Below are 23,760 nucleotides of genomic sequence, written 5' to 3' on the forward strand. Positions count from 1 at the left end.
CCGTTTCAATCAAGGCTGTTCTATGCCGCCTCGTGCGCCGGAATGCAACAATGCGTCGCGCAATCGGGCCATGGTTTCGCACTCAGCGACGCGAGAACAGCTTTTCGATGTCACTTAGCTTGAGTTCGATATAGGTCGGGCGGCCGTGATTGCACTGGCCCGACCCCGGCGTGCGTTCCATTTCGCGGAGCAACGCGTTCATTTCGTCGCGCATCAGCCGCCGGCCCGATCGCACAGAACCGTGGCAGGCCATGGTCGAGGCGACCGCTTCGAGCCGATCCTGCAAGCCGCCGGCGCTGTCCCACTCGGCAATCTCGTCGGCCAGATCGCGTACCAGCCCGACAACATCGGTTTCACCCAGCATGGAGGGAGTTTCCCTGACCGCAATGGCGCCCGGTCCGAACCGCTCGAGCACCAGACCGAATTTCGACAGTTCTTCGGCCCGCTCGGCCAGGCGGTCGCAATCGTCTTCGGGAAGGTCAATGATTTCCGGCAGTAACAGGATCTGCGAGGCCACTGGCCCCGCCCGCAAGGCTGTTTTCAGACGCTCGAAAACCAGCCGCTCATGGGCCGCGTGCTGGTCGACGATCACAAGCCCGTCGCGGGTCTGGGCAAGGATGTAATTCTCGTGAACCTGCGCCCGCGCGGCCCCCAGCGGATGAAGCTGCGCGGACGTGTCATCGCTGGCTTCTTCAAACCGCGCCGAGGGCGCTGATGCACCCAGAATTTCCGCCTGCGCCGCTTCAGAGAATCCGGGCATTTCCTGACCCAGCGGTTGCGAGGGCGATCGCGATGGCTCCCAGCCCCGGTAGGAGGAGGAGCCGGCAGACGTTGCGCCGAACCCGGCCAAACCACGTTGGCCCATGTCTGGCCCATTGGCAAAGGGGGCGGCAGAGGAAAATGCCTGCGCCAGATCGGCTCGGGCGGACGGCGATGCGCGGTCGCCCTCATTGGTCAGCGCCTGGCGGATGGCGCCGATGATCAGTCCTCTGACCAGGCCCGGGTCCCGAAAACGGACATCGGCCTTTGCCGGATGAACATTGACGTCCACCATCGCCGGATCGAGGGTGATCCACAGGACCGCCACCGGGTAGCGTCCGCGTGGCAAGGTGTCGGAATAGGCCGCGCGTATGGCCGACAGGATCTGCTTGTCCTGAACCGGGCGGCCATTGACGAAGGCATATTGCGACAGCGAGTTGGCCTTGTTCCAGGTCGGCAAGCCGATATGGCCGGTCAGCGTGATGTCTTCGCGGGCCGCGTCAAGCGCTATGGTGTTGGCGGCAAACTCATCGCCGAGCACCTGGGCGATGCGCGCCAGCCGGTCCTCGCCAGTAGCGGGCAGGTCAATGGTCGAGCGGTCCGGCCCCGAAAGCGTAAATCGTACCGCCGGGAAGGCAATGGCGATACGCCGCACCACTTCGGTGATGGCCGCTGTTTCGGCGCGGTCGCTCTTGAGAAATTTCAGCCGCGCCGGTGTTGCAAAAAACAGATCACGGACCTCGACCGTGGTGCCCTGATTGGCCGCAGCAGGTTTGAGCGGTGTGGGAATGCCGCCAGCCAGCGTGATCTCGTTGGCATGGCCGGCATCCTGTGGCCGCGACCGCAGGGTGAGCCGTGCAACCGATCCAATCGAAGGCAGCGCTTCGCCGCGAAACCCCAGCGTCTTGATGTCATCTAGCCGCTGATCAATCTTCGACGTGCAGTGACGCCGCACGGCAAGCGCCAACTCTTCGGCATCCATACCCCGACCATCGTCGATGACACGCAAAAGCGCCTTGCCACCGCCGGCAGTAGCAATCTCGACCTTCTGCGCACCGGCGTCGACGGCGTTCTCGACCAGTTCCTTGATGACGCTGGCCGGCCGCTCGATCACTTCGCCAGCGGCGATCTGATTGATCAGTGTTTCGGGGAGTTGATGGATGCGCATGTCCCCATGTTGAGGGATTCGGTGCGCGGTGCAACGTCCAAGCCGGGTCCCGAGGGCAATAAAGTTGTTTATTCCAGCGCAGCGGCAGTTTTGCCAGCGTGGGAGGCAGCGTTGGCCCCGCTGCAATGAGGTTCAGCCAAAAAACCACGGGACTGCTGCATCCCCACGCGAGCCGGCGCTGTCGCTATCGTCCGTGGTCTTGCGACAGCAAACATCACTACGTTAGCCAGCATGGGATCGCGGCCTTGATGGCAAAAAAATAAGCCGGACACGAAACCGTGAACTTGGTTAAGCGCGGCTTAACCCTGCTGTGACAGGATCGTTCCACATAAGTAGCTGCGTTCGCAGGGAGGCCGCACATTGGGCAGTTGGCAAGCAAGTTTCGGTCGTTCCGGCGTGTATCGGATCGATGGCTAATGGCGTTGAGTGAAACCGAAATGCGCCGGTCTGCGGTCGACACCCGGATTGTAGAGGCGTTGGCGCTGGCGCTTGACATCGCCATCATCATCTTTGATCGGCACGACACCGTTGTTGTCGCCAGTCCCGAATACCACCGCTTTTTCGCTGTTCCGCCGGAGGTTCTTGAGCCTGGTGCAAGGCTTCGTGATCTGCTCGGCGCCACCTATGATGCCGGTGCGAAGGGGTTTGGGTCGACAAATGGTAAGGCCCGCAACGTTACCCGCGAGGACTGGATTGCCGAACGCATCGCCATTCATTGGCGCGAACGCCACGAGACCGTCGAACAAATGAGTGACGGGCGCTGGGTGCGGTTGAGCAAACGGCGGATGCCCGATGGCATTTTGATTGCCACCATCACCGATGTTTCCGAGCAGAAGCGCCGCGATCTGGAACTGGCCGAGGCAAGGCACCAGGCGGAACTGGCCCAGCACATTCTCGATAATCTGGCCACGCCGGTGATGGTCAAGGATGCGTCGCTTCGTTACGTCGTCGTCAATGACGCTTTCTGTTCTATTCCCGGTTTGCATGCCAAGCATGTGATCGGCCGGACTGCAGGTGAACTCGTCGGTCCGGAGATGGCGGCGAAATTTGAAGAAATAGAACGCCGTGTGCTTGAAACCGGCGTGCCGTATGAAACCACCGAAGACATATATCGTGCCGACGGTACGGTGATGCACGCAATCACCCGCGCACGCCGCTCCGGTGCACCCGGAAGTTACTATGTGACGGTGTCCTTCGACGATGTGAGTGCATTCGTGTCGAGCCCCCGATATACAGCCCGCGTCACCTCCCACTATGATGCCGACCCGGCCATCGTTCAGAAACACCCTCCAGTCCAGTCCGCGACGGGAGAGCGTATCCTGGTTCTCGATGAGGACACCGTTCGCGCGGCACAAAGGGTGATGGCATTGAAGGCCGCAGGCGCAGAAGCGGTGGCAATTGGCAAGGCCAGCGAAGTCGTGGCGTTTCTGGATGCGGCTCAGGCAAGCGGGCTGGCGCTCGACGGCGTCGAAATCACCACCGGGATGGCAAGAATGATGGAAGGCGTCTCCGGGCTCGACCGTCACCCGCCGCTGGATCAGGCGATTTACCGCAGACGGGTACAGGAAACATGCGCACAGCTTGCACATGAACCGGCGCTTCAAGCGTCTGACCGCGAGCCCCGGCCAGCGCCGACCTCGCTCGCACCCTCGGTGTCAGCACAAACACCAGAGACGCCGGGTACACAGCCGTCCAAACCCGACAACGCCGGTGTTGCTCCCGCCATCCCTGCAAACACGGCAGAAAATCGTATACGGGTGCTCGTCGCAGAGGACAACGAGGTCAACCAGATCGTGTTCGAGCAGATCCTTGAAGGAATCGGGGTTGATTTTCGAATTGTCTGCAATGGCCAGGAGGCGGTCGAGGCTTGGGGTGTGGGCGTGCCGGATTTGATCTTGATGGATGTTTCGATGCCGGTGATGAACGGATTACAGGCCACCCAGGCGATCCGCAGCGCGGAAAAGGCGCGCCCCGGCGAGCGTGCGCATGTCCCCATCATTGCCGTAACCGCCCATGCAATGAGCGGAGATCGCGAGCGCTGTTTTGCTGCAGGCATGGATGATTATCTCTCCAAGCCGGTCAGTCCTGAAAAGCTGGAATCGATCATATCGAAATGGGCTTCAAGCTCGTCCGCGGTTTCGGCCGCGGTATTGCTGGCGAGCTGAGCATATATGAATCTGATGTGTATCTATGGAAACACAGGGGCCTCATAATAGGACATTCTTAAGACATCTGTCGCTATTTTGAACACTTGTTCATAAGTGCGGCACAGCTGGCGATCAATGACCCCCGAAGATGAAAACACAGATATATTGTCTCAAAACCCGAAAGCGATAGCCTATACGGACCCTTTGACCGGTCTGGGCAATCGCCGGCGACTGATGGACAAGATTCGAAAACTTGCGTCGGAACGGGCGGATGACCCCGCTCCGTTTACCATCGGCATTGCCAATATCGACGGGTTCAAGCCGATTAACGATCTGTTCGGCCACGCCGCTGGAGACGAAATCCTGTGTCAGGTCGCGCACAGATTGCGCGCCTGCCTTCCCGATGGCGGTTTTGTCGCCCGCATCGAAAGTGACGAATTCGCCTTTGTCCTGCCCTTGGTGTTTGAAAAGAAAGGCGCAGAGAAAATCGGACGGATGTTCAAGGACGTCTTGTCGGCGCCTTACGACCTTGGCGATCGCAACGTCCGCTTGTCGGCATCATTCGGTTTTGCCGTCTATCCCTTTGCCGGCGAGCAATTTGCCGAACTTCTCAAGAGCGCTGATACCGCACTTTATCGCTCCAAGCGCCGCGGTCGCGGTCAGATCACCGTCTACTCGGAGGAAATTGCCGAGGAAATGCGGCATGGCACCCAGGTGGAACAAGCCCTGCGCCGCGCCATCATTGCCGACGAAGTTGAGGTGCACTTCCAGCCGATCGTTAATTTGGCGGACAGGTCGATTCAGGGTTTCGAAGCGCTGGCCCGCTGGACCGACCGCGAATTGGGTTTCGTATCGCCCAGTCTTTTCATCCCGCTTGCCGAAGAGCGCGGCTTTATCGATTCCCTGACCGAGACCTTGCTGAAAAAGGCCGCCGAAACGGCCAAGCACTGGCCTTCGGACCTGTTCTTGTCGTTCAACCTGTCGTCTGCGCAGCTGACCGATCCGGCAACCGCGTTCAACGTGCTGGCAATCATCAACCGTGTTGGCCTCGATCCCCGCAGGCTGGAGCTGGAAATCACCGAAACAGCGATGATGAGCGACCCCGAGGTTGCCGCCAAGGTGGTAGATGAACTCCACAGCATCGGCATCCGGGTTTCACTCGACGATTTCGGCACCGGACAGTCGAGTCTGGGGCGGTTGCGCGAATTTGCTTTCAACAAGGTCAAGATCGATCGCAGTTTTATTAGCGAAATCACCATCGACAAATCTGCCGAGCACATTGTCCGGGCCATTCTGGCGATGTGCGAAGGCCTCAATCTCAAGGTCATCGCCGAAGGCATCGAGACCGAGGAGCAGGCCGAAAAGCTCAAGGAGCTTGGTTGTCGCACCGGCCAGGGCTGGCTCTATGGCAAGGCCGTTGATTCCGCCGCCACCTTCGCTCTGATCGAGGCCCAGCAAAAAGCCAGTGCCGATTCGGCAAAGCTGTACATCCTCAACCATTAAGCGACCGCCCCTTCCAATTCGGGGCCGCAGGCGGTGTGTGTTCGATTATGTCTGTGGCTTAGCCGCGGTCCCACCTTCCTTTCTGAGCCAATCAAGCACCTTGGCAGTTTGCGGCGTCAGCGTGCGCGCCTTGGGCCAGATCACATGAAACGCGGCACCGGTCTCCAGCGTGTGACCGGAAACGATTTGCAAAAGCCTTGCTGATACCAGCCGTTCGGTCAGATGCCGCCAGCCAAGCGCAATTCCCTGTCCTTCCATTACCGCCTGGATCACCAGGACATAATCGTTGATGGCAAGGCCCCGGTTTGCAGTCGAGCCGTTGACGCCGGCGCTGAGAAACCATTGCTTCCAGTCGCAAGCTGAACGGAACGGCTCTTCAAGGTGGATCAGCCGGTGCTGGGTGAGGTGCTCGACGCTTTCGGGTAGCCCGTGCTTTTCAATATAGGCAGCGCTCGCCACCGCTTCGATCACTTCGGGCGCGATCAGCGCGCTGTCATAATCGGGCCAATCTTCAGGTCGTCCGCCCCGCACGCCGAGTTCGATTGATTCCGTTCGAATGTCCAGATCCCGGTCGGCGGTTTGGATTCTTAGATCAATATCGGGCAGATCGTCGCGCAGGCGGTGGAGCCGCGGCAGCATCCACAGCGAGGCGAAAGCCGTGGAAGCGGCGAGTGTGACGCTGGCCGCACGGCCGCGATCACGGATGTCTTCTGCAGATTTGCGGATGTGACTGAGGCCCAACGAGACATCGGCATGAAAACGCCGCCCCGCCTCGGTCAGCGAAACCGCCCTGTGTGCTCGGTGAAATAGCTTCGCGCCAAGCTGGCTCTCCAGCGCGCGGATGGCGTAGCTTACCGCTGCCTGGGTCATGCCCAGTTCGCGTGCCGCCTTGGTGAAGCTGGCGTGCCGTCCGGCGGCCTCGAAGACAATCAGATTTCCTGCCGACGGCAACAGTTGGCGAAGGTTGCTCATAAGTTCAGCTTATCTGAAGGCAAAGAATTTTCCAGCATTACATCTGCCGTTTGCGGCCGTAGACTTTTCTCTTGGGAGGAACGCGACATGGATCAGGCAGATACGGTTGAGCAGGGACTTTCACGAACAAGAAAACGCGAGCGTGGCGGTGGCCGCGACGGACGCCGGGCCGGGCAGGGGACAACTCCCCCGCATCGCACAGCCCCCTACATCATCCGCAACATTCCGACCTACGATGTGATGGGTGAGGAAAACCTGCTTAAGATCGAGGCGACTGCCGATCGGATTCTGGCCGAAGTCGGGATCGAGTTTCGCGACGATGATGTGGCGCTTTCCCACTGGAAGGCTGCCGGCGCCAATGTCGACGGGTTGTTAGTCAGGTTTGAACCCGGAATGCTGCGCGAAATCCTCAAATCGGCGCCTGCCAGCTTTACCCAACATGCGCGCAATCCTGCCAACAGCGTCGAGATCGGTGGCAAAAGCGTTGTGTTCGCTCCGGCTTACGGATCACCCTTCGTGATGGATCAGGACACGGGGCGCCGTTACGGCACAATCGAGGATTTCCGCAATTTCATCAAGCTGGCGCAGTCGAGCCCCTGGCTGCATCATTCCGGCGGCACCATCTGCGAGCCGGTCGATGTGCCGGTCAACAAGCGCCATCTCGACATGGTCTATGCGCATCTGAAGTATTCGGACCGTTGCTTCATGGGCTCGGTGACCGCCGAAAACCGTGCCGAGGAATCGATCGAAATGGCGCGGATCGTTTTCGGCCGCGATTTCGTTGACCAGAACTGCGTGATCCTTGGCAATGTCAACGTCAACTCGCCACTGGTCTGGGACGGTACCATGACCAATGCGCTTCGGGCCTATACCCGCGCCAATCAGGCGGCCATCATCGTGCCGTTCATCCTCGGCGGGGCGATGGGACCGGTGACCAGTGCCGGCGCGATCGCCCAGGCGCTTGCCGAGACCATGGCGGGATGTGCGCTGACCCAACTCGAGCGCAAGGGCGCGCCGGTGATTTTTGGCAACTTCCTCTCGTCGATGTCGCTGCGGTCGGGCTCTCCGACCTTCGGCACGCCGGAGCCTGCCGTCGGCTCGATGGTAATCGGCCAACTGGCCCGGCGGCTCAATCTGCCGCTTCGATGTGCCGGTAATTTCTCCAATTCGAAACTGCCCGACGCGCAGGCAATGAACGAGGGCACCATGTCGATGCTTTCAGCGGTGCATAGCGGGGCCAACTTCATCCTGCATTCGGCAGGCTTCCTCGATGGGCTGTTGTCTATGTCTTATGAAAAGTTCGTCATGGACGCCGATTTTTGCGGCGCGCTGCATTCGTACCTGGCTGGCGTGGTGGTTGATGACAATTCGCTCGCTCTCGGCGCCTTTCGTGAAGTGGGCGTCGGCAAGCATTTTCTGGGTTGCGCCCACACCATGGAGAACTACCAGACCGCATTTTGGGATTCGCAGATTGCCGACAACGAGCCCTATGAGAAATGGGAGGCGGCCGGCCGCACCGATGCGGCCACCCGGGCTAATGCGCGTTGGAAACAGATGCTCGCCGATTATCAGGCCCCGGCAATGGATGAGGCGACAGACGAGGCGCTGATCGAGTATGTTGAACGCACCAAGGCGGCGCAGACGGATGCATGGTATTGACGTCGCCGTCCCAACCGGAGCCGTTCGATGTTCAGAATTTTTGCGTGTCTGTCTATTGTTTCCTTGTTTACGGCACCCGCCCTTGCCGGCGAGGCAACTGACGCCGTGTCTTTTTTCTACCAGGACCCCGGCGCCGAATACCTGCCGGAGAATCGCGCCCGTTTTACGGGACCGATGCTCGATTTCCTCAATGATGCGGACGCGGCGTGGGAGCGGGACGAGATCAACTGTATCAGTTTCGTCTTTTCGATCGACGCCCAGGATCTTGACCTCGATGAAATCACCAGAACGCTCAAATATGACGAAGCGGTTGAGGGCGAGAGAGCGGTGGTGACAGCGCATTTTGCCAATTTCGGCCAAGCGACAGAGATCGAATGGACCCTTCAAAACAGCGGCGCCGGATGGCAGGTGAGCGATATCGCATCGCTGACCAATGACTGGCGCGTGTCATCCATGAGTTGCGACTGAATTGAGACTTGCGGGAGGGCGCTTGGCGCCATTCCCGCGCAGACCCGGAGGAGCCGTCACCGATGGTGCAAATCAACGACCCGCTGCTGCAGCCTTATACATTGGGCAAGCTGACCCTCAAGAACCGCATCATGACCACCAGCCACGAACCGGCCTATCCGGAAGATGGCATGCCCAAGGATCGCTATCGCGCCTATCATGTCGAGCGCGCCAGGGCCGGCATTGCGATGACCATGACGGCTGGCTCGGCGGCGGTATCGAAGGACAGTCCGCCGGTGTTCAACAATGTGCTGGCCTACAAGGACGAAGTTGTCGGTTGGATGAAAAAACTCACTGACGAGTGCCATGAGCATGGTTGCGCGGTGATGATTCAGCTCACCCATCTGGGCCGCCGAACCCACTGGAACAAGGGTGATTGGCTGCCGGCATTGTCGACCAGCCATCAGCGCGAACCGGCTCACCGCGCGTTTCCCAAGAAGATGGAAGACTGGGACATCGCCCGCATAATTGCTGATTATACCGACGCTGCCGAGCGCATGGCAGAAGCAGGCCTCGATGGCATCGAGCTTGAATGCTACGGCCATCTGATGGATCAGTTCATGTCGCCGCTGACCAATCAACTCGACGCGCCCTATGGTGGCAAGCTTGAAAACCGCGCACGTTTCGCGCTCGAAGTGGTTGCCGCAATCAAGGCGCGGGTTGGTGACAAGCTGCTGGTGGGGGTGCGCTACACCGCCGACGAGACCGCCAAGGGCGGCATCGACGAGCAAGAGGGCGTTGCCATTGGTCACATGTTCAAGGCGTCGGGCCATGTCGATTTTCTCAATGTCGTCCGCGGCCAGATCCACACCGATCCGGCCATGACCGATGTGATCCCGGTGCAGGGCATGCGCTCGGCGCCGCATCTTGATTTCGCCGGCCGCATCCGCGCCGAGGTCGGGCTGCCGACTTTTCACGCCGCCCGCATTCCCGATGTGGCCACCGCGCGGCATGCAATTGCCAGCGGCAAGCTCGACATGATCGGCATGACCCGAGCGCACATGGCCGATCCGCATCTGGTCCGAAAGATCATCGAGGGCAGGGAGGAAGACATCCGCCCCTGCGTTGGCGCCACCTATTGTCTCGACCGGATTTACCAGGCTGGCGACGCGCTCTGCATCCACAACCCTGCCACCGGCCGCGAACTGACAATGCCGCACACGATCGCCCCGGCTGATGTGAAAAAGCGGGTGGTGATTGTCGGTGCCGGGCCGGCAGGGTTGGAAGCAGCACGGGTAGCCGCCGAACGCGGACACCGCGTAACCGTGTTCGAGGCGCAGCCGCACCCGGGCGGGCAGGTCCTGCTCACGGCCCAGAACCAGCGCCGCAAGGAGATGATCGGCATCATCGAATGGCGCATGGCGCAATGCGCTGCCCGTGATGTCGAGTTCCGCTTCAATAGCTGGGCCGAGGCACAGGATGTGGTGGCGGAAAATCCCGATGTGGTGATCATTGCCACCGGCGGCCTGCCACACACCGAGGTGCTGGAAGCGGGCAACGAACTGGTGGTCTCGAGCTGGGACCTGATTTCCGGCGATGTCAAACCCGGCAAGTCCGTGCTGGTCTATGATGACGCCGGCGATCATGCCGGATTGCAAGCCGCCGAAGTGGCGGCAATGGCTGGCGCCAGCGTCGAGATCATGACACCCGACCGGAGTTTTGCACCCGACGTGATGGCAATGAACCTGGTGCCTTATATGCGCGCACTGCAGGACAAGGATGTGATCTTTACCGTCACTTACCGGCTCAACGCGGTGGAACGCGATGGTAACCGCCTCAAGGCGACGATTGGCAGCGATTACATGCCGCTCGCCAAGCAGCGCCATTTCGACCAGATCGTCATCAACCACGGCACACTGCCGCTCGATGAACTCTATTTCGATCTCAAACCGCTGTCTTCAAACCGCGGCCAAGTCGACTATGAGGCCTTCATCGCCGGCAAGCCGCAAGCAATTGGTAGTGGTCCGGCAGATGACGTGGCTGAAAACTTCCAACTGTTCCGCATCGGTGACGCGGTGGCGGCTAGAAACACCCACGCCGCTATCTATGATGCGCTCAGATTGATGAAGGATATCTGAGGGGGATTGGTGGCGCTGGCTTGTGGAATGATAATGAAACACCAACGCCACCCACCGCGTGCGGGATACCGGTTCACGTTGCCTTGATGCCTGAGGCCGGCATCACCGCGAGGCCCGATGGCGCCAGCGTCAGTTCACCCATCAGCGGTGTGCCGTTCCAACCGATCGAGGCCAGATCAAAACTGTCATTGCCATAGTTGAAGGCAAACACATGCGCGCCATGGCGGCGCAACCTTACCCCGTCTGGCAAGGTCGTGACGGCAATTCCTGAAAGGCCGGCAAGGCCGGCAAGGCGGGTGAGGATATGGGCCATCAAATCCTCGTCGGGCCAGCCGCCAAGATAATGCCTTGTTCCATTGGCAACCCAAGCGGCCACGCCGTCCTCAGTGGTCGCGATCACCTCGGTTCCCGGACCAGTCTCTAGATATTCACGCCAGAACTGGAAGCAACCGCCTTCGTTAACCGGCACCGGCATGTCCGCACGCAGCGATTCCACGCGGCTGACCGTGACATCGATAATGTCCTTCGGCAACGATGGCGGCAGGTTCTCGGGGATGGCAAAATCAGCCGTCTTCGAGCCCGACCGCGGGCCGATCAGCAGCGCCCCATCATGGCAGCGGATCGCTTCGACAAGTTCCTTATTCCAGGCAAACAGGCCCGGAATCGAGACCAACTTGTAGCCCTCGAGATCGGCCGCGCTCGCCGGTACGAAATCAACCGACAGGCCGAGCTTGCGCATTGACCGGTAGATGTCGAACACCAGCCGGAAATAGTCGAACTCGCAGCCTTGCGGCTGGATTTCCCAGGCCCAGGCGGAAGCATAATCAAACACGATTGCCACATCCGCCTTGCCGGCATCCGCACTTAGTTCGGCGTTGAGAGTTTTGATCTCGGCTGCCACCAGAGCGGCTTCGGCAAAGCCCTCGGCCTCGACTGAATCGGGGCGTAACAGCCCCGCATGCATCTGTTCCTGGGCAAATGGCGCCTGCCTCCAACGGAAATAGCTCACTGTTTCGGCACCGTGCGCAAACGCTTCCCAGCTCCATAGCCGTACCATGCCATCACGCGGTGCGGGGTTGTGCGGCGCCCAGTTCACCGGGCCGGGCTGCTGTTCCATCACCCACCAGCGGCCTTTTGAAGTGGCGCGGTAAAGATCATGGTGAAAGGCTTGGAAATCGGGGTCGCCGGCGCGGGCGAAATTTCGCTTCCAGGCGTCGCCACGGTCCGACCGGTCCTCGAGAAAGCCCAGCGGATAGGAATCCCAGCTCGAGATATCCAGATCTGCGCCGACGGCAAAATGATCAAATGTCAGCGTCCGGCCCATGAAATTGTGGATCACGTCGCGCCCGGGGGAATAGGTGCGGATGATGTCGGCCTGTGCCTTGTTGAAGCGGACCACCATGTCCGAGGCGTAGCGGCGGAAATCCATCACATGCGCCGGGTTGGCCTCGGTCACGGTCAGGTTGGGCAGCTCGATTTGTGAAAAATCGGCAATTTCCATCGACCAGAAGACATTGCCCCACGCCCGGTTGAGAGCTTCGGGCGACTGGTATTTGCGTTGCAGCCACGCCTGGAAGCCTTCGCGCGCCACGGGCGAGTAGGACAGCGTGGTGTTGTGGCAATCATATTCGTTGTCGGTCTGCCAGGCGAGGACGCCGGGATGGGCGCCAAACGCCTTGGCCAGCGCCAGAGTGATGCGTTTGCATTCCTCAAGATAGCCGTCATGGGAAAAATCATAGTGCCTGCGCGAACCGAACCCGCGCCGCATCCCGTCTGCGCCGACCGGCAGCATGTCCGGCATCTCATCCACCAGCCACTTCGGTGGCGTCGCCGTCGGCGTGCCGAGCACCACTTTCAGACCTGCACCGTGGAGTGTGTCGATCGCCCGCTTCAGCCAGTCAAAATCGTAAAGTCCGCGCTGCGGTTCAAGCCGCGACCAGGCAAATTCGCCAATCCGCACATAGGTCAGTCCAAGCTCCGCCATCCGCGCGGCATCCTCGGCCCATTGGCTTTCGGGCCAGTGTTCAGGGTAGTAGCAGACGCCGAGGCAACGGTTCATGAAGAGGACTCCGGCAATTGCTTAAAGCAGGTAAGCCGGCTCGAACCGGCCTTTGACAGGGTGATCGAGAAGGAACGTCATCCCGGCTTTCGGGTCATTGCCCAACTGCTCGGCAGACATGCCTTCCCGTGCTGAGGTTACCAGTAAGCGATCAGCATTGGCGCCGACAAAGGCCGGGCAACTGGTTTGGGTTGCCGGCACCGCCAGCGTTTTGGTCCGTTTTCCCTCAGGCGAATAGGCATCGACGCACCCTGCGCCCCAGCGCGCATTCCAGATCACGCCGTCGGCGTCGCACACGGCGCCATCGAGCCCGCCGTCACCATCCGAATGGTCGAAAAACACGCGTGGCTCTCCAAGAGGCAGCGCAGTCTCGGGATCGATCTCCACCCGCATCAGCTTGTTGATTGCCGTGTCGGTGAAATAGGCGATCGCGCCGTCGGGCGAAAAGCAGATCGCGTTGGGGATCGAGATCTTGTCAAACAGCACGCTCACGACGCCGCGCGCGACATGGTAGATCGCCCCGGCGCCAGGTTCGGCAGAAATGCCCATGGTCCCGACCCAAAGCGCGCCGCAAGGGTGCACCCGGCCATCATTGGAGCGGGTGTTGGGCGAATTGGCCTCGATCGGCGTGACCAGTTCCAGCGCGCCGGTCTTGACCTGACGCAGGTGCAGCCCGGTTTCCGTGGCGATGATCTGCCGGTAGTCGTCAACCTGCGCCAGCACGCTCCCCATCTGTGGCAACTGATGGCTTTTCACAACGCCGGTCTCGATATCGGCTTCGAACAGTTTCCGGCCGAGAATATCAAACCACCAGGCAGTCCCGGTGTGCTGGTCATAGGTAGGACCCTCGCCAAGCATGCAAGCTGGTGCGTTCAATGCGGAACCCTTGAAAGCGGTGCGGTCGTTGCTCACAGTCCTTGCTCCGCAAGTGCGTCATACGCGGCAATTGCTTCCGCGCCGCGCTGCAGTACATCGCTCGCCGCCATGCCTTCCTTGTATAGGCTCGAGCCCAGTCCGAAGGTGCGGACGCCGATCTTGGCATAGGCCGCGAAATCGCCGTTTGAAACCCCGCCGACAGCACCGACGGGAACGTCTTTCGGCAGGATCGCCGATATCGCGTTGATGCCCGATGGGCCGAGCACGCTGGCGGGAAAGAATTTCAGCGCCGAAGCTCCGGCAGCGCAGGCGGCAAGCGCTTCGCTTGGCGTAAACACGCCGGGCATGGTCACCATCCCGCGCGATGCGGCACGACGGATTACCTCGGGCTCGACATTGGGGCTAACCATCAATCGGCCGCCGACGTCATGGAGCCGGTCGACATTGGTCACCGTCAGCACCGTGCCTGCGCCAATCAGCACATCGGCCGGGGCACGCTTGGCCGCCATCTCGATCGAGTTGAACGGGTCCGGCGAATTCAGCGGAATCTCGATGGCGGTAAACCCGCAGTCAATCAGGCCGTCAACAATCTCGATGGTCTCGGAAGGCTTGATGCCGCGCAGGATCGCCACAAGGCTGCGTTTCATGGAGGGGAAGGGAATTCTGGTCATGCGCGTTTGCGATCTCCTGTTGTGGCCGAATAGCTGCGCCAGGCTTCCATCAAACCGCGCCTGACCGCCATGTCTGCATCAATGTCGCGGAGTTTTGCACCGCATTCCGACAGGGCAGCATGATACAGTTTTTGCAAGGATCCGCTTGCCACCAGGCCTACCTGCTCGCTGCCGCGGATGCCGGCGCCGGCCAGTTCCGTGCCAATCAGCAATCCTGAAAGCCGCGCCCGGTTGCAGCCTGTCTCGGTGGCGTGCAGCAAATGTCCGGCGCGAAGCGAAAACAGATGATGCGTGGTTTTTTCGGGTCGTGCCCAGCCGTCCCGAACACCTGTCAGAAAAGCCGGATCCTGCGCACCCACTGGGCCGGCACCGCCGGTCGAATGGGCCAGAATGGTGTTGTCGTTGATGGTGGAAAACAGTTCGCCGGTCATGTAGGTTTCAAAACCGGTGACCACGGCGCCGTCCATGGATACCCATTTGGAATGGGTTCCCGGCATGCAATAACGCGCGCCACCCGGCATTTCCAGATAAGCCCCGAGCAATTGGGTTTCCTCGCCGCGCATCACGTCGGGCTCGTCGTTTGAACGGACCGCCAGGCCCGGAATGATGGCAATCTCACGCGCCACACCGGGAACCCTGGTTGCGTTCTGGCCGATACCGGTGACATTGGCGGGAATGTCGAGATAACCCGCTTCTACCCATCCCTGGCGGGATCCGGCCATGCCGCAGATGATGGCCGGCAATTCCCGTGGCGCCGATAATGTCGCCAGATGGCCTTCCAGCACGGTTTCAAAGCCGCGTCCGGCGACTTCGTTCATGCCTTCATGGCTTCGTGTTTCGGCGAGCACCGTGCCGTCAGCCGATAGCAGCCAGAGCCGGAAGCTCGATGTGCCCCAGTCGACAGCGACAACGGCGGGGGGCATACTCACATCATGCCTCCGTCGGCAATCAGCACTTGTGCGGTGATCATGGCGGCGGCATTGGACGCCAAAAACAGGCACGGCCCGATCATGTCTTCAGGTTCGATCGGGCGTTTGAGGCATTGCCGGTCAATCATCGCCGCAAGCCCCTCATCTGTCACCCACAGCTTCTTCTGTCGCTCGGTCATTACCCATCCCGGTGCAATCGCGTTGACGCGGATGCCATCGGGACCAAGCCGCCCGGCAAGCCCCTTGGTCAAGCCTACAATACCGGCCTTGGCGGCTGTGTAGGACGGCATCTCGCCAATGTTGAGCATGTAGGATGTCGAAGTGAAACTGACGATTGCGCCACGACCGGCAGCAATCATCCCCGGGGCCACTGCCTTGGCGGCAAAGGCGACCGGCCGCAAATTGATGGCCTGATTGTTGTCCCAATACTCGCCGCTCATGTCGAGCAGTTCATGCCGGTCATCGAAGGCGGCGTTGTTGACCAGCACGCTTGTCGCGCCATGGGCCTGTTCGGCCTGTTCCGCGGCGCGCTTGATGGCCTCAAGATCGGTCAGGTCAGCGTGGATGAACAACGGTGCATGGCGCGCATTTGCAGCCAGCCTCAGCGCCAGCGCCTCGCTTGCTGCTTGGGCGATGTCAATGAAGGCAACCTTCGCGCCCTGATCGACGAAACCTTCCGTCAATGCAGCGCCAATGCCGGTGCCGCCGCCGGTGATCAGCACCGCCGCGTCGACAAGATCTGGGTATCTGGGATGTGTACTCATGGGTCATTGTCCATTGCATCTATAGTGATCTCAAGCCCGGTCTGGGCGTAAAGCGATGGCAGGCCGATGCCGACCGTTGCCAAGGCTTCACCGCCGAGCACGAAGCCGTCGTGATAGAGCGGGTTGTCGAATTTCCGGTTCGCTTTCTTGAGCGATTCCGTCACAGTTTCAAGCTGTACCCGATAGGCCCGTTCGCGGTCGAGGCCTGGAACCCGGATGCGTGGCGGAACGGTCGACCGGGGCCGGTCGATTTGCATCAGCACCAGCCGCGCGGCGCTCTGGTCGACCGCCACGCTTTGTGCGCCGATCAGCGTGTCATCCACCGTGCGAATTCGGAAGAATTTACCCGTGTGCCAGATATGGCGGTCGCGTTTGTGCCGCTCGATGGCGTCGCGCATGATCACCTTGTCTTCGTCACTCATCCTGGTCAGGTCGGCTTCCACGCCCATGTGGCCGTAGCTTGCCACCAGCGCGCGGAACCCGGCATGCAGGCCGCGGCCAGATGTGTGGCTCCAGGCCGGCCCGATATGCGCGCCCATCACTTCGGGCGGCAGAAAATAGGAAAACCCGGTTTGAATGCGCGCCCGTTCGACCGAATCATTGCTGTCCGATGTCCAGAACCGGTGGGTGCGCTTGAGGATCTCGTAATCGATGCGGCCGCCACCGGAAGCGCAGCTTTCGATCTCCAGCTTGGGAAACGCTGCGCCCAACCGGTCGAGCAGCGCGTAGAGCGCGCCCGTCTGGCGGTACACGGTCGCCCGTCCCGAGGAATCGCCGGGCAGCACCAGGTCGCGGTTCATGTCCCATTTCAGGTAGGCAATGTCATGATTGCTGACCAGCTCGGACAAGCGCTCGAACAGATACTCGCTGACATTGGGATTGGCGATGTCGAGCACCAGCTGGTTGCGCCCGGTCAGTCTCGGGTAGTTGCCCAGCCCCAGCACCCAGTCAGGGTGGTTCTGGAACAGCTCGGACTGTTGATTGACCATTTCCGGTTCTACCCAGAGGCCAAATTCCATCCCCAGTGAACGCACATAATCGGCGATCGGCTGCAGCCCGTCGGGATATTTGCCAGGATCGGGATACCAGTCGCCAAGACTCGAGGTGTCATCGTTGCGGCCACGGAACCAGCCGTCATCGAGCACGAAGCGTTCGGCGCCGATATCGGCAGCGGCATCGGCCAGCGCTGTCAGGCGTTCGTGCTTGTGATCAAAATAGATCGCTTCCCAAGTGTTGACTGTCACGGGCCGGGGTTTGTCGGGAACCGGAAACCTGATGATGTGCTTGCGCACATGGGCGTGGAATTTCTGTGACAGGGCATTCATGCCGTTGTCGGAATGCGCCACATACAGCGTCGGTGTGGTCATCCGCTCGCCTGGCGAGAGTGTGCCTTCACCCGAAAACAACAGCACGCCCATCTGCAACTGCACGTCGCCGGTGGTCAGCCGCTCCAGCACCATCCGGTGGTTTCCGCTCCATCCCAGATGCAGGCCCAGGCATTGTCCGGTTTCCTCGTCGGTCATGGCGTTGAGCAGAATAGTGCCCGGAAATGCCTCGTGCGAGGTTCGCCCGCGCCGGTTCTCGCGCTTGGTCAGGCCCAGTTGAATGGATTGCCGCTCGATCGCGAATTCGGCGCACCAGCGGCCGTGAAAGGCGAGATACTGGGAAAACTGCTGTGGCGGCGCGATCACCGGCGTCGACAACCAGTCGACCACGATCGGCGTGTCGCCATCATTGAGCAGGCTGCTCGAAAACGTCGCCACATCGGTTTCCGGATCAAGGTCGACATTGAGATCAAGCAACAGGCCGCGGTCGGCGTCGATCATGCCGAAGGTGATGCCGCCTTCGCGGGTTTCCTGACGGCTCACGGTAAACTGGCCGGCCCATCCTGGCGCGGTGCTGGATGGCCGGTGGGCGATCAGCGCCGGATGGCCGAGAAAGCCGCGGCCGATTTCCGGGTGCAGGCTGATGGCTGCATTGTCATCAAGCGTTGCCTGCGGCAGTGGCCGTTCGGAAATCGCCACCAGCACATCGAGGTCGATGTCGGCCGGCAATTTCTTGCCGTGGTAGATAGCGATCGGGATGCCCGTGGTCCAGGCAAACACCAGACTGGTCGCCACGCCGTCGAGCCGCAGGGTCTTGGTCAGTGTGGGCACGTGTGAACTAACCTTTCGTGGCGCCAAGCGTCAGGCCGGCAATGAAATGCTTCTGCATCAGGAAGAACATCAGTACCGGCGGCATGGCGGCGATGATTGATCCGGCAGACACCAGTTGCCATTGCGCGATCCATTGCCCGTTGAGCGAATAGAGCCCGGCGGTGACCGGTTGGGTCTCGGCGCTGGTGGTCAGTACCGTAGCCCAGAAATAGTCGTTCCAGATGAAGGTGAAGATCAGCACCGACAACGCCGCGATTGCCGGCCGCATCAATGGCACCACGATGTACCAGAAGATGCGGAACTCGGAGACCCCTTCGACGCGCGCGGATTCGATCAGTTCAAACGGCAACCCCTTGATGAAGTTTCGCATGAACAAGGTGCAGAACCCCGACTGGAAGGCGATGTGAAACAGCGCCAGGCCAGTGATCGTGTTGTAGAGCCCGGTTGAGACGGTAAGGTCGCGCACCGGTACCATCAGGATCTGGAACGGCACGAAATTGCCGGCCACGAACAGGAAGAAGATCACCAGGTTCATCTTGAAGCGGTAAACGGCAAGCGCAAAGCCGGACAGGCAGGAAATCGCCACCGCTCCGATGACCGTTGGAATGGTCACCTTGAACGAGTTCAGGATGTAGCTGCCGATCGGCGAATTGTTGAACACGTCGGCATAGTTCGAGAAGGCGAGATAGCTCGGCAAGCCGAAATAATTGCCGGCAGCCAGGTCGCTCGACGGTTTGAGCGACGTCATGGCGACGCCAAGCAACGGCAGCAGCCACAGGATCAGGGCAACGGGCAGCGCCAGCTTGTAGAGGAGCTGGATCGACGGAGAGGTTTTTTCGATGGCTATGGGAAACATCACACGCCCCTTTCGTCGCGGATCATCTTCCAGATAAAGCCGGAGATGAAAATCATCATGATGGCGAACAGGATGACGGCAATCGCGGCGCCGTAACCCATCCGGTAGCCATATTCCGAGAGCGCCTGTTCATACATGTAGAATGACAGCACCCTGGAGGAGCCATAGGGGCCGCCATCGGTCATGATCGACACCAGGTCGAACGAGCGAAGCGCGCCGATCACGGTAACCACCACGGCGATGAAGGTGGCAGGCCTGAGCTGCGGCAGGATGACATGCCAGAGCATCTTCCAGCCCTTGGCGCCATCGAGCCGTGCAGCTTCCACCTGGTCTGGCGCCACATTGTTGAGCCCGGTCAGATACAGGATCATGCAATAGGCGATCTGCGGCCAGAGGCCGGCGACGATGATGCCGTAGGTCACGTAACGGTCGTCCGCCAATACTGCGACGCCGGTGCCGGTAACCCACTCGATCAGATTGTAGAACAGCCCGAAATTGGGGGCGTAGAACCAGGAAAAGATCAGGCCGACGACGACCTGACTGATGACGAAAGGAAAGAAGAAAAGCGATTTGTAAATGCGGATCCCGGTGACCGTCTGGTTCAGAAACAGCGCGATGAACAGCCCGGCGGGAACCGCCAGCATATAGAGCGCCAGCCAGATGATGTTGTTCTTGAGCGAGGTGTAGAACGCTTCGTCATCGGCCAATTCGACGTAATTTTGAAGGCCCAGCCAGGTTTTGGTGCCCAGGCCGTCCCAGTCGTAAAAGCTCAGCCACATCGAGGCGATGATCGGGTAGATGACATAGAGCGCGAACATTGCAATGCCGGGGGCGAGAAAGATCCATGGCGCCAGCGCTCGCTGGTTTTTCTTCCAGACACCAACCTTGCGTTTGTTGGTGCCGGCGATTGCCGTTGTTGCTGACCCCGTCATGACTACCTCCCAGTGCGCAGCCGGTCGTGCGTACGCTACAATCCGCCGCCGGTCTCGTCAGGCCGTATAGAAGCGACCGGGCGATCAGAGGGCCGCCCGGCCGTTTGTCCTATTTGTAGATACGTCCACGCGCCTTTTCGAGGCGTTCCAGGATCTTGTCGACGTTCTCCGGCTTGACCATGAATTCCTGGAAGCCTTCCATGCCGATCTTGGCCATTTCGGCCGGTGCGTCGCGGTCGAAGAACTGGGCGATGCCGCCGTCAGCCGTCGAAAGCATCTCGAACCCGGCTTGCAGGAACGGATCGTCGCCGACCTTTGCCTGATTGTTGATCGGCAATTGGCCGAGAGCCTCGTTGACCTTGGTCTGGACGTCTGCCTGAGCAAGATATGCGAGGAACTTCTTGGCGTCGGGAACATTCTTGGCGCCGGCCGTAATGTGGACGGTGTCGGTCGGCGCTTCTTCGCCGCGCGGAATGCCCGGGGTGATTTCCGGGAATGTCATGAAGCCGAGCGTATCGTTGGTCATGCCGCCGTCCTTGAACACGGCCACGGCAAAGTTGCCCATGACATAGTTGGCGGCCTTGCCCTGAACCAGCAGCGTCGCAGCGTCCTGCCATTCAAGTGCTGCGTGGTTGGCGGTCAGGTAACCGGGCTCGACCAGCTTGGCCCATTCCGCGAAGGTGTTCTTCACGCGGTCGTCGGTCCAGGCCACCTTGCCGGCGGTGAGTTCCATGTGGAAATCATAGCCGTTGGTACGCAGGTTCATGTAGTCGAAGATGCCGGCTCCGGGCCACAGCGCCTTGGTGCCGGTGGTCAGGCAATCAATGCCGGCTTCCTTGAACTTGGCGCAATTGTCGATGAACTGGGCCCAGGTGGTGGGAACCTCGACGCCGACCTGCTTGTAGACGTCCTTGTTGTAGTAAATGCCCCACTGATAATAGGTGTAGGGGATGCCCCACTGCTTGCCGTCGATGGTCATCGAGCCTTTGGCCGAGGCCAGTGTCTCGCCCAGATTATTGTCTGCCCAGACGTCGGAAACATCCTGAAACTGACCCGAGTTGACGAAGGGCGCCATGCGGTTGCCAGCATACCAGTTGGCCAGATCCGGTGAATCCGCGGTCAGGAAGTTGCGGATCGATGTCTTGTAGCCCTCATGGTCGAAGTTCTGCAGAATAACGTCGATGTCGGGGTTGGCGGCTTCAAAATCCGCGATCACGGCTTCGAAGGCCGCGAGCGGCGCCGGGTCGAAGTCGGCGTAATATTTCAGTGTGCGCTGCTCGGCCATTGCCTGCGTTGCCACGAGAGCAAGGGCAGCGGAGCCAAGAAGCGTCGATGTGAGTGAAAGCTTCATTCAGATATCCTCCCAGAGGTTGACCAAACTGCCGTCCCTTGGGTGTCGGCACCGCAAGCGCGGTCGCTCCACCTGCCGGGCGGGTAATCCTCCAAGACCACCCCGACAGCGTCAATTTATGTTCCATTAAATGGAACTCAATTTGACTATTTAGAATTATCAATCTATGGTGTAGGGATTGTCAAGGTGCAAAAAGTGGCTGCATGGCCACCGCAGGCGCCGAACTGAAGCGAGCAGGCGTCATCGCGCAGGCTTAACTTCTTGAAGTCAGACGGTTTCCCGGTTGCGGCAATGAGGTGCTGTTGGGAAACAGGGGAGGAAATGTGAAGGATCAGGGAAACAAGGCGAAAGCCGCGTCGGGTAATTCCGGCCCACAAGCTGACCGGCCTGTGCGCGGCCGGGCGGATACCGGGACGCTCGGCAAGGCAATTTCGGTGCTGGATATCGTCGCGTCTTCGGACGAGCCGATGCGCTTTACCGATATTCTCGCCGTCTCCGACCAACCGCGCGGCACCTTGCACCGGCAACTCTCCAATCTGGTCGAGGAGGGGTTGCTGTCATTGGGGCGCGACCATGCCTATTCCGTCGGCATTCGCCTGCTTAAATTCGCCGCCAAAGCCTGGGCCGGCAATCAATTCCGAGCCATCGCCGAACCGCATTTGCGAGCCCTGCACGATCTCACCGGCGAAACCGTGCATCTGGGCGTGCTGCGCGGCAACGAGGTGATCTATCTCGACAAGGTCGAAAGCCGTCAGGCCGTGCGCATGTATTCGCAGATCGGCAATGCGTCGCCGGTCTACTGCACTGGTGTTGGCAAGGCGGCGATGTCGGCACTGCCTGAGGCCGAGGTTAAGGCCATCATCGCCACCATCAAGTTTCACCGTTTCACCGACAGTACGCTGACAACACCGGCAGCGCTGATGAACGAGATTGAAACGATCCGCCAATGCGGCAATGCCTATGACCGCGAGGAGCATGAGCCGGGCATTCGTTGCGTCGCGGCGCCGATATATTCGGCCGACAGGAGTTTCGTCGGCGGCGTCTCGGTCACCGGTCCGGCCTACCGGATTCCGGCGGCAACGCTGGAAGGCTGGGCAGGGCTGGTACGCGATACCGCCAAGGCTGTGATGGAGGACATGGGCGCACGGCTGGGGCCGCGGACATGAATGCCTGGGTGGAAAATGAAGGGTGATCGCAAGGTCGCCATAAACCGGGGTGACCGGAGATTTGAAAGGGAGAGTCATGGCAGGACTTGAATTACGTCAGGTGAAGAAGTCTTTCGGCAGCGTCAAAGTCATCCACGGTGTGGATCTGGACATCGACGATGGTGAGTTCACAGTATTTGTCGGCCCGTCCGGCTGCGGCAAATCGACATTGTTGCGGCTGGTTGCAGGGCTCGAGGCAACCACCAGCGGCACATTGTCGATCGGCGGCCAGGATGTCACCGACGTTGAACCGGCCGACCGTGGCGTCGCCATGGTGTTCCAGTCCTATGCGCTTTACCCGCATATGACGGTTGAGGAAAACATGGGGTTCGGTCTGAAGATGACCGGGCATCCGGCAGCCGAGATCAAGGAGCGGGTCAGCCGCGCTTCGGCTATCCTGCATCTCGATCCGCTGCTGCAGCGCAAGCCCAAGGCACTGTCGGGTGGCCAACGTCAGCGGGTCGCCATCGGTCGCGCCATCGTTCGCCAGCCCGAAGTCTTCCTGTTTGACGAGCCGTTGTCCAATCTCGACGCCGAACTCAGGGTGCAGATGCGCCTCGAAATCGCCAAGCTGCACAAGGAACTCGGCGCCACCATGATCTACGTGACCCATGATCAGGTCGAAGCCATGACTCTGGCCGACAAGATCGTGGTGCTGCGCGCAGGCATAATCGAGCAGACCGGATCGCCGCTGACGCTCTATGATGATCCGGACAATTCTTTCGTTGCCGGCTTCATCGGTTCGCCACGAATGAATTTCCTGCCGGCGTCAGTGGTCAGCTCCAACGGCGAAATCCTGACCGTGCGGCTTGACGATCTCGACGGAATCGAGGTGCCGATGACCATTCGCGGCAAACACCCCAAGCCGGGCACGAAATTGCAGCTCGGCATCCGGCCGGAGCATTTCGATCCCGCTGGCAGCGTAAAGGTCTCGATGCTGATCGATGTCATCGAACATCTCGGCGGATCGTCGTTTGCCTATTCCCGCTCAGACATGGAATTGCCGCTCACCATCGAGCTGCGCGACAACCGTGATGCGCGTGAAGGCGAAGCTCTCAGGACCGGTTTTGATCCCGCGCGCGCCTTTCTATTCGATGCGCAATCCGGTCTGCGCCTGCGCTGAGCGTGGTGTGATCGATGACAGAAAAGGCCCGGATCCGGTCTGGAC

General features: G+C 60.2%; 18 protein-coding genes. 7 read left to right on the top strand and 11 right to left on the bottom strand.

The genetic code is table 11. From position 1 onward, the window contains the following. Positions 1 to 82: 82 nt before the first annotated feature. Positions 83 to 1,927 carry a DNA mismatch repair endonuclease MutL gene (gene mutL, locus ACK6D9_RS08675; RefSeq protein ID WP_412051352.1) on the bottom strand — a complete coding sequence of 615 codons (1,845 nt, stop codon included), beginning with the start codon at positions 1,925 to 1,927 and terminating at the stop codon, positions 83 to 85. A gap of 422 nt (positions 1,928 to 2,349) precedes the next feature. Between mutL and ACK6D9_RS08680 the strand changes: the two genes are divergently transcribed. Together ACK6D9_RS08680 and ACK6D9_RS08685 are read left to right on the top strand one after the other, a co-directional pair. Continuing rightward, entirely contained in the window at positions 2,350 to 4,092 is a 1,743-nt protein-coding gene (locus ACK6D9_RS08680; RefSeq protein WP_412051353.1) for a response regulator, read from the top strand. A 117-nt stretch (positions 4,093 to 4,209) separates the two neighbouring features. Continuing rightward, the gene (locus ACK6D9_RS08685; protein WP_322987939.1) at positions 4,210 to 5,577 is read left to right on the top strand and encodes a putative bifunctional diguanylate cyclase/phosphodiesterase; all 1,368 of its coding nucleotides are present in this window, start codon (positions 4,210 to 4,212) and stop codon (positions 5,575 to 5,577) included. Between the two features lie 45 nt (positions 5,578 to 5,622). Here ACK6D9_RS08685 and ACK6D9_RS08690 read toward each other — a convergent pair whose 3' ends face one another. Continuing rightward, positions 5,623 to 6,549 carry a LysR substrate-binding domain-containing protein gene (locus tag ACK6D9_RS08690; RefSeq protein ID WP_412051354.1) on the bottom strand — a complete coding sequence of 309 codons (927 nt, stop codon included), beginning with the start codon at positions 6,547 to 6,549 and terminating at the stop codon, positions 5,623 to 5,625. A gap of 87 nt (positions 6,550 to 6,636) precedes the next feature. Here ACK6D9_RS08690 and ACK6D9_RS08695 point away from each other — a divergent pair, with 87 nt between their 5' ends. The 3 genes from ACK6D9_RS08695 to ACK6D9_RS08705 all read left to right on the top strand — a co-directional run bounded on the left by ACK6D9_RS08695 (position 6,637) and on the right by ACK6D9_RS08705 (position 10,793). After that, positions 6,637 to 8,208 (top strand): trimethylamine methyltransferase family protein, encoded by a 1,572-nt coding sequence (locus ACK6D9_RS08695; protein WP_412051355.1) that lies wholly within the window; start codon positions 6,637 to 6,639, stop codon positions 8,206 to 8,208. A gap of 27 nt (positions 8,209 to 8,235) precedes the next feature. Beyond that, positions 8,236 to 8,676, top strand: a complete 441-nt coding sequence (locus ACK6D9_RS08700) for a hypothetical protein (protein WP_412051356.1) — start codon at positions 8,236 to 8,238, stop codon at positions 8,674 to 8,676. A gap of 62 nt (positions 8,677 to 8,738) precedes the next feature. After that, on the top strand, positions 8,739 to 10,793 hold the full coding sequence (locus tag ACK6D9_RS08705; protein ID WP_412051357.1) for an FAD-dependent oxidoreductase: 2,055 nt from the start codon (positions 8,739 to 8,741) through the stop codon (positions 10,791 to 10,793). 73 nt (positions 10,794 to 10,866) lie between these two features. On the opposite strand, the gene ACK6D9_RS08710 is transcribed toward ACK6D9_RS08705, so the two are convergent. The 9 genes from ACK6D9_RS08710 to ACK6D9_RS08750 all read right to left on the bottom strand — a co-directional run bounded on the left by ACK6D9_RS08710 (position 10,867) and on the right by ACK6D9_RS08750 (position 21,387). Next, a complete protein-coding gene (locus ACK6D9_RS08710) occupies positions 10,867 to 12,852 on the bottom strand; it encodes a beta-galactosidase (protein WP_412051358.1) in 1,986 nt (661 codons plus the stop codon). Positions 12,853 to 12,873: 21 nt separating this feature from the next. Continuing rightward, the gene (locus tag ACK6D9_RS08715) at positions 12,874 to 13,710 is read right to left on the bottom strand and encodes an SMP-30/gluconolactonase/LRE family protein (protein WP_412051768.1); all 837 of its coding nucleotides are present in this window, start codon (positions 13,708 to 13,710) and stop codon (positions 12,874 to 12,876) included. Between the two features lie 50 nt (positions 13,711 to 13,760). Continuing rightward, a complete protein-coding gene (locus tag ACK6D9_RS08720; RefSeq protein ID WP_412051359.1) occupies positions 13,761 to 14,399 on the bottom strand; it encodes a 2-dehydro-3-deoxy-6-phosphogalactonate aldolase in 639 nt (212 codons plus the stop codon). Next, positions 14,396 to 15,322 carry a 2-dehydro-3-deoxygalactonokinase gene (locus tag ACK6D9_RS08725; protein ID WP_412051769.1) on the bottom strand — a complete coding sequence of 309 codons (927 nt, stop codon included), beginning with the start codon at positions 15,320 to 15,322 and terminating at the stop codon, positions 14,396 to 14,398. Before ACK6D9_RS08725 ends, ACK6D9_RS08720 begins: the two co-directional genes overlap by 4 nt. Before the next feature lie 2 nt (positions 15,323 to 15,324). Further along, positions 15,325 to 16,092, bottom strand: a complete 768-nt coding sequence (locus tag ACK6D9_RS08730; protein WP_412051360.1) for an SDR family NAD(P)-dependent oxidoreductase — start codon at positions 16,090 to 16,092, stop codon at positions 15,325 to 15,327. Then, complete coding sequence (locus ACK6D9_RS08735) at positions 16,089 to 18,248, bottom strand: alpha-galactosidase (protein WP_412051361.1); 2,160 nt, start codon at positions 18,246 to 18,248, stop codon at positions 16,089 to 16,091. The genes ACK6D9_RS08730 and ACK6D9_RS08735 overlap by 4 nt, the downstream gene beginning before the upstream one ends. A 7-nt stretch (positions 18,249 to 18,255) precedes the next feature. Continuing rightward, positions 18,256 to 19,104 carry a carbohydrate ABC transporter permease gene (locus ACK6D9_RS08740; RefSeq protein WP_322989246.1) on the bottom strand — a complete coding sequence of 283 codons (849 nt, stop codon included), beginning with the start codon at positions 19,102 to 19,104 and terminating at the stop codon, positions 18,256 to 18,258. Then, positions 19,104 to 20,036, bottom strand: coding sequence for a carbohydrate ABC transporter permease (locus ACK6D9_RS08745; RefSeq protein ID WP_412051362.1), 933 nt, complete (start codon positions 20,034 to 20,036; stop codon positions 19,104 to 19,106). Before ACK6D9_RS08745 ends, ACK6D9_RS08740 begins: the two co-directional genes overlap by 1 nt. A 109-nt stretch (positions 20,037 to 20,145) precedes the next feature. Then, positions 20,146 to 21,387: an ABC transporter substrate-binding protein gene (locus ACK6D9_RS08750; RefSeq protein WP_412051363.1), complete on the bottom strand. Its 1,242-nt coding sequence runs from the start codon at positions 21,385 to 21,387 to the stop codon at positions 20,146 to 20,148. 389 nt (positions 21,388 to 21,776) lie between these two features. On the opposite strand from ACK6D9_RS08750, the gene ACK6D9_RS08755 reads away from it, so the two are divergent. Both ACK6D9_RS08755 and ACK6D9_RS08760 read left to right on the top strand, forming a co-directional pair. Continuing rightward, on the top strand, positions 21,777 to 22,553 hold the full coding sequence (locus ACK6D9_RS08755; protein WP_412051770.1) for an IclR family transcriptional regulator: 777 nt from the start codon (positions 21,777 to 21,779) through the stop codon (positions 22,551 to 22,553). Positions 22,554 to 22,629: 76 nt separating this feature from the next. Next, the gene (locus tag ACK6D9_RS08760) at positions 22,630 to 23,715 is read left to right on the top strand and encodes an ABC transporter ATP-binding protein (protein WP_412051364.1); all 1,086 of its coding nucleotides are present in this window, start codon (positions 22,630 to 22,632) and stop codon (positions 23,713 to 23,715) included. Positions 23,716 to 23,760 lie beyond the last annotated feature (45 nt).

Origin of the sequence: Hoeflea sp. Naph1, assembly GCF_046837775.1 — a bacterium.
Lineage (GTDB): Bacteria > Pseudomonadota > Alphaproteobacteria > Rhizobiales > Rhizobiaceae > Hoeflea.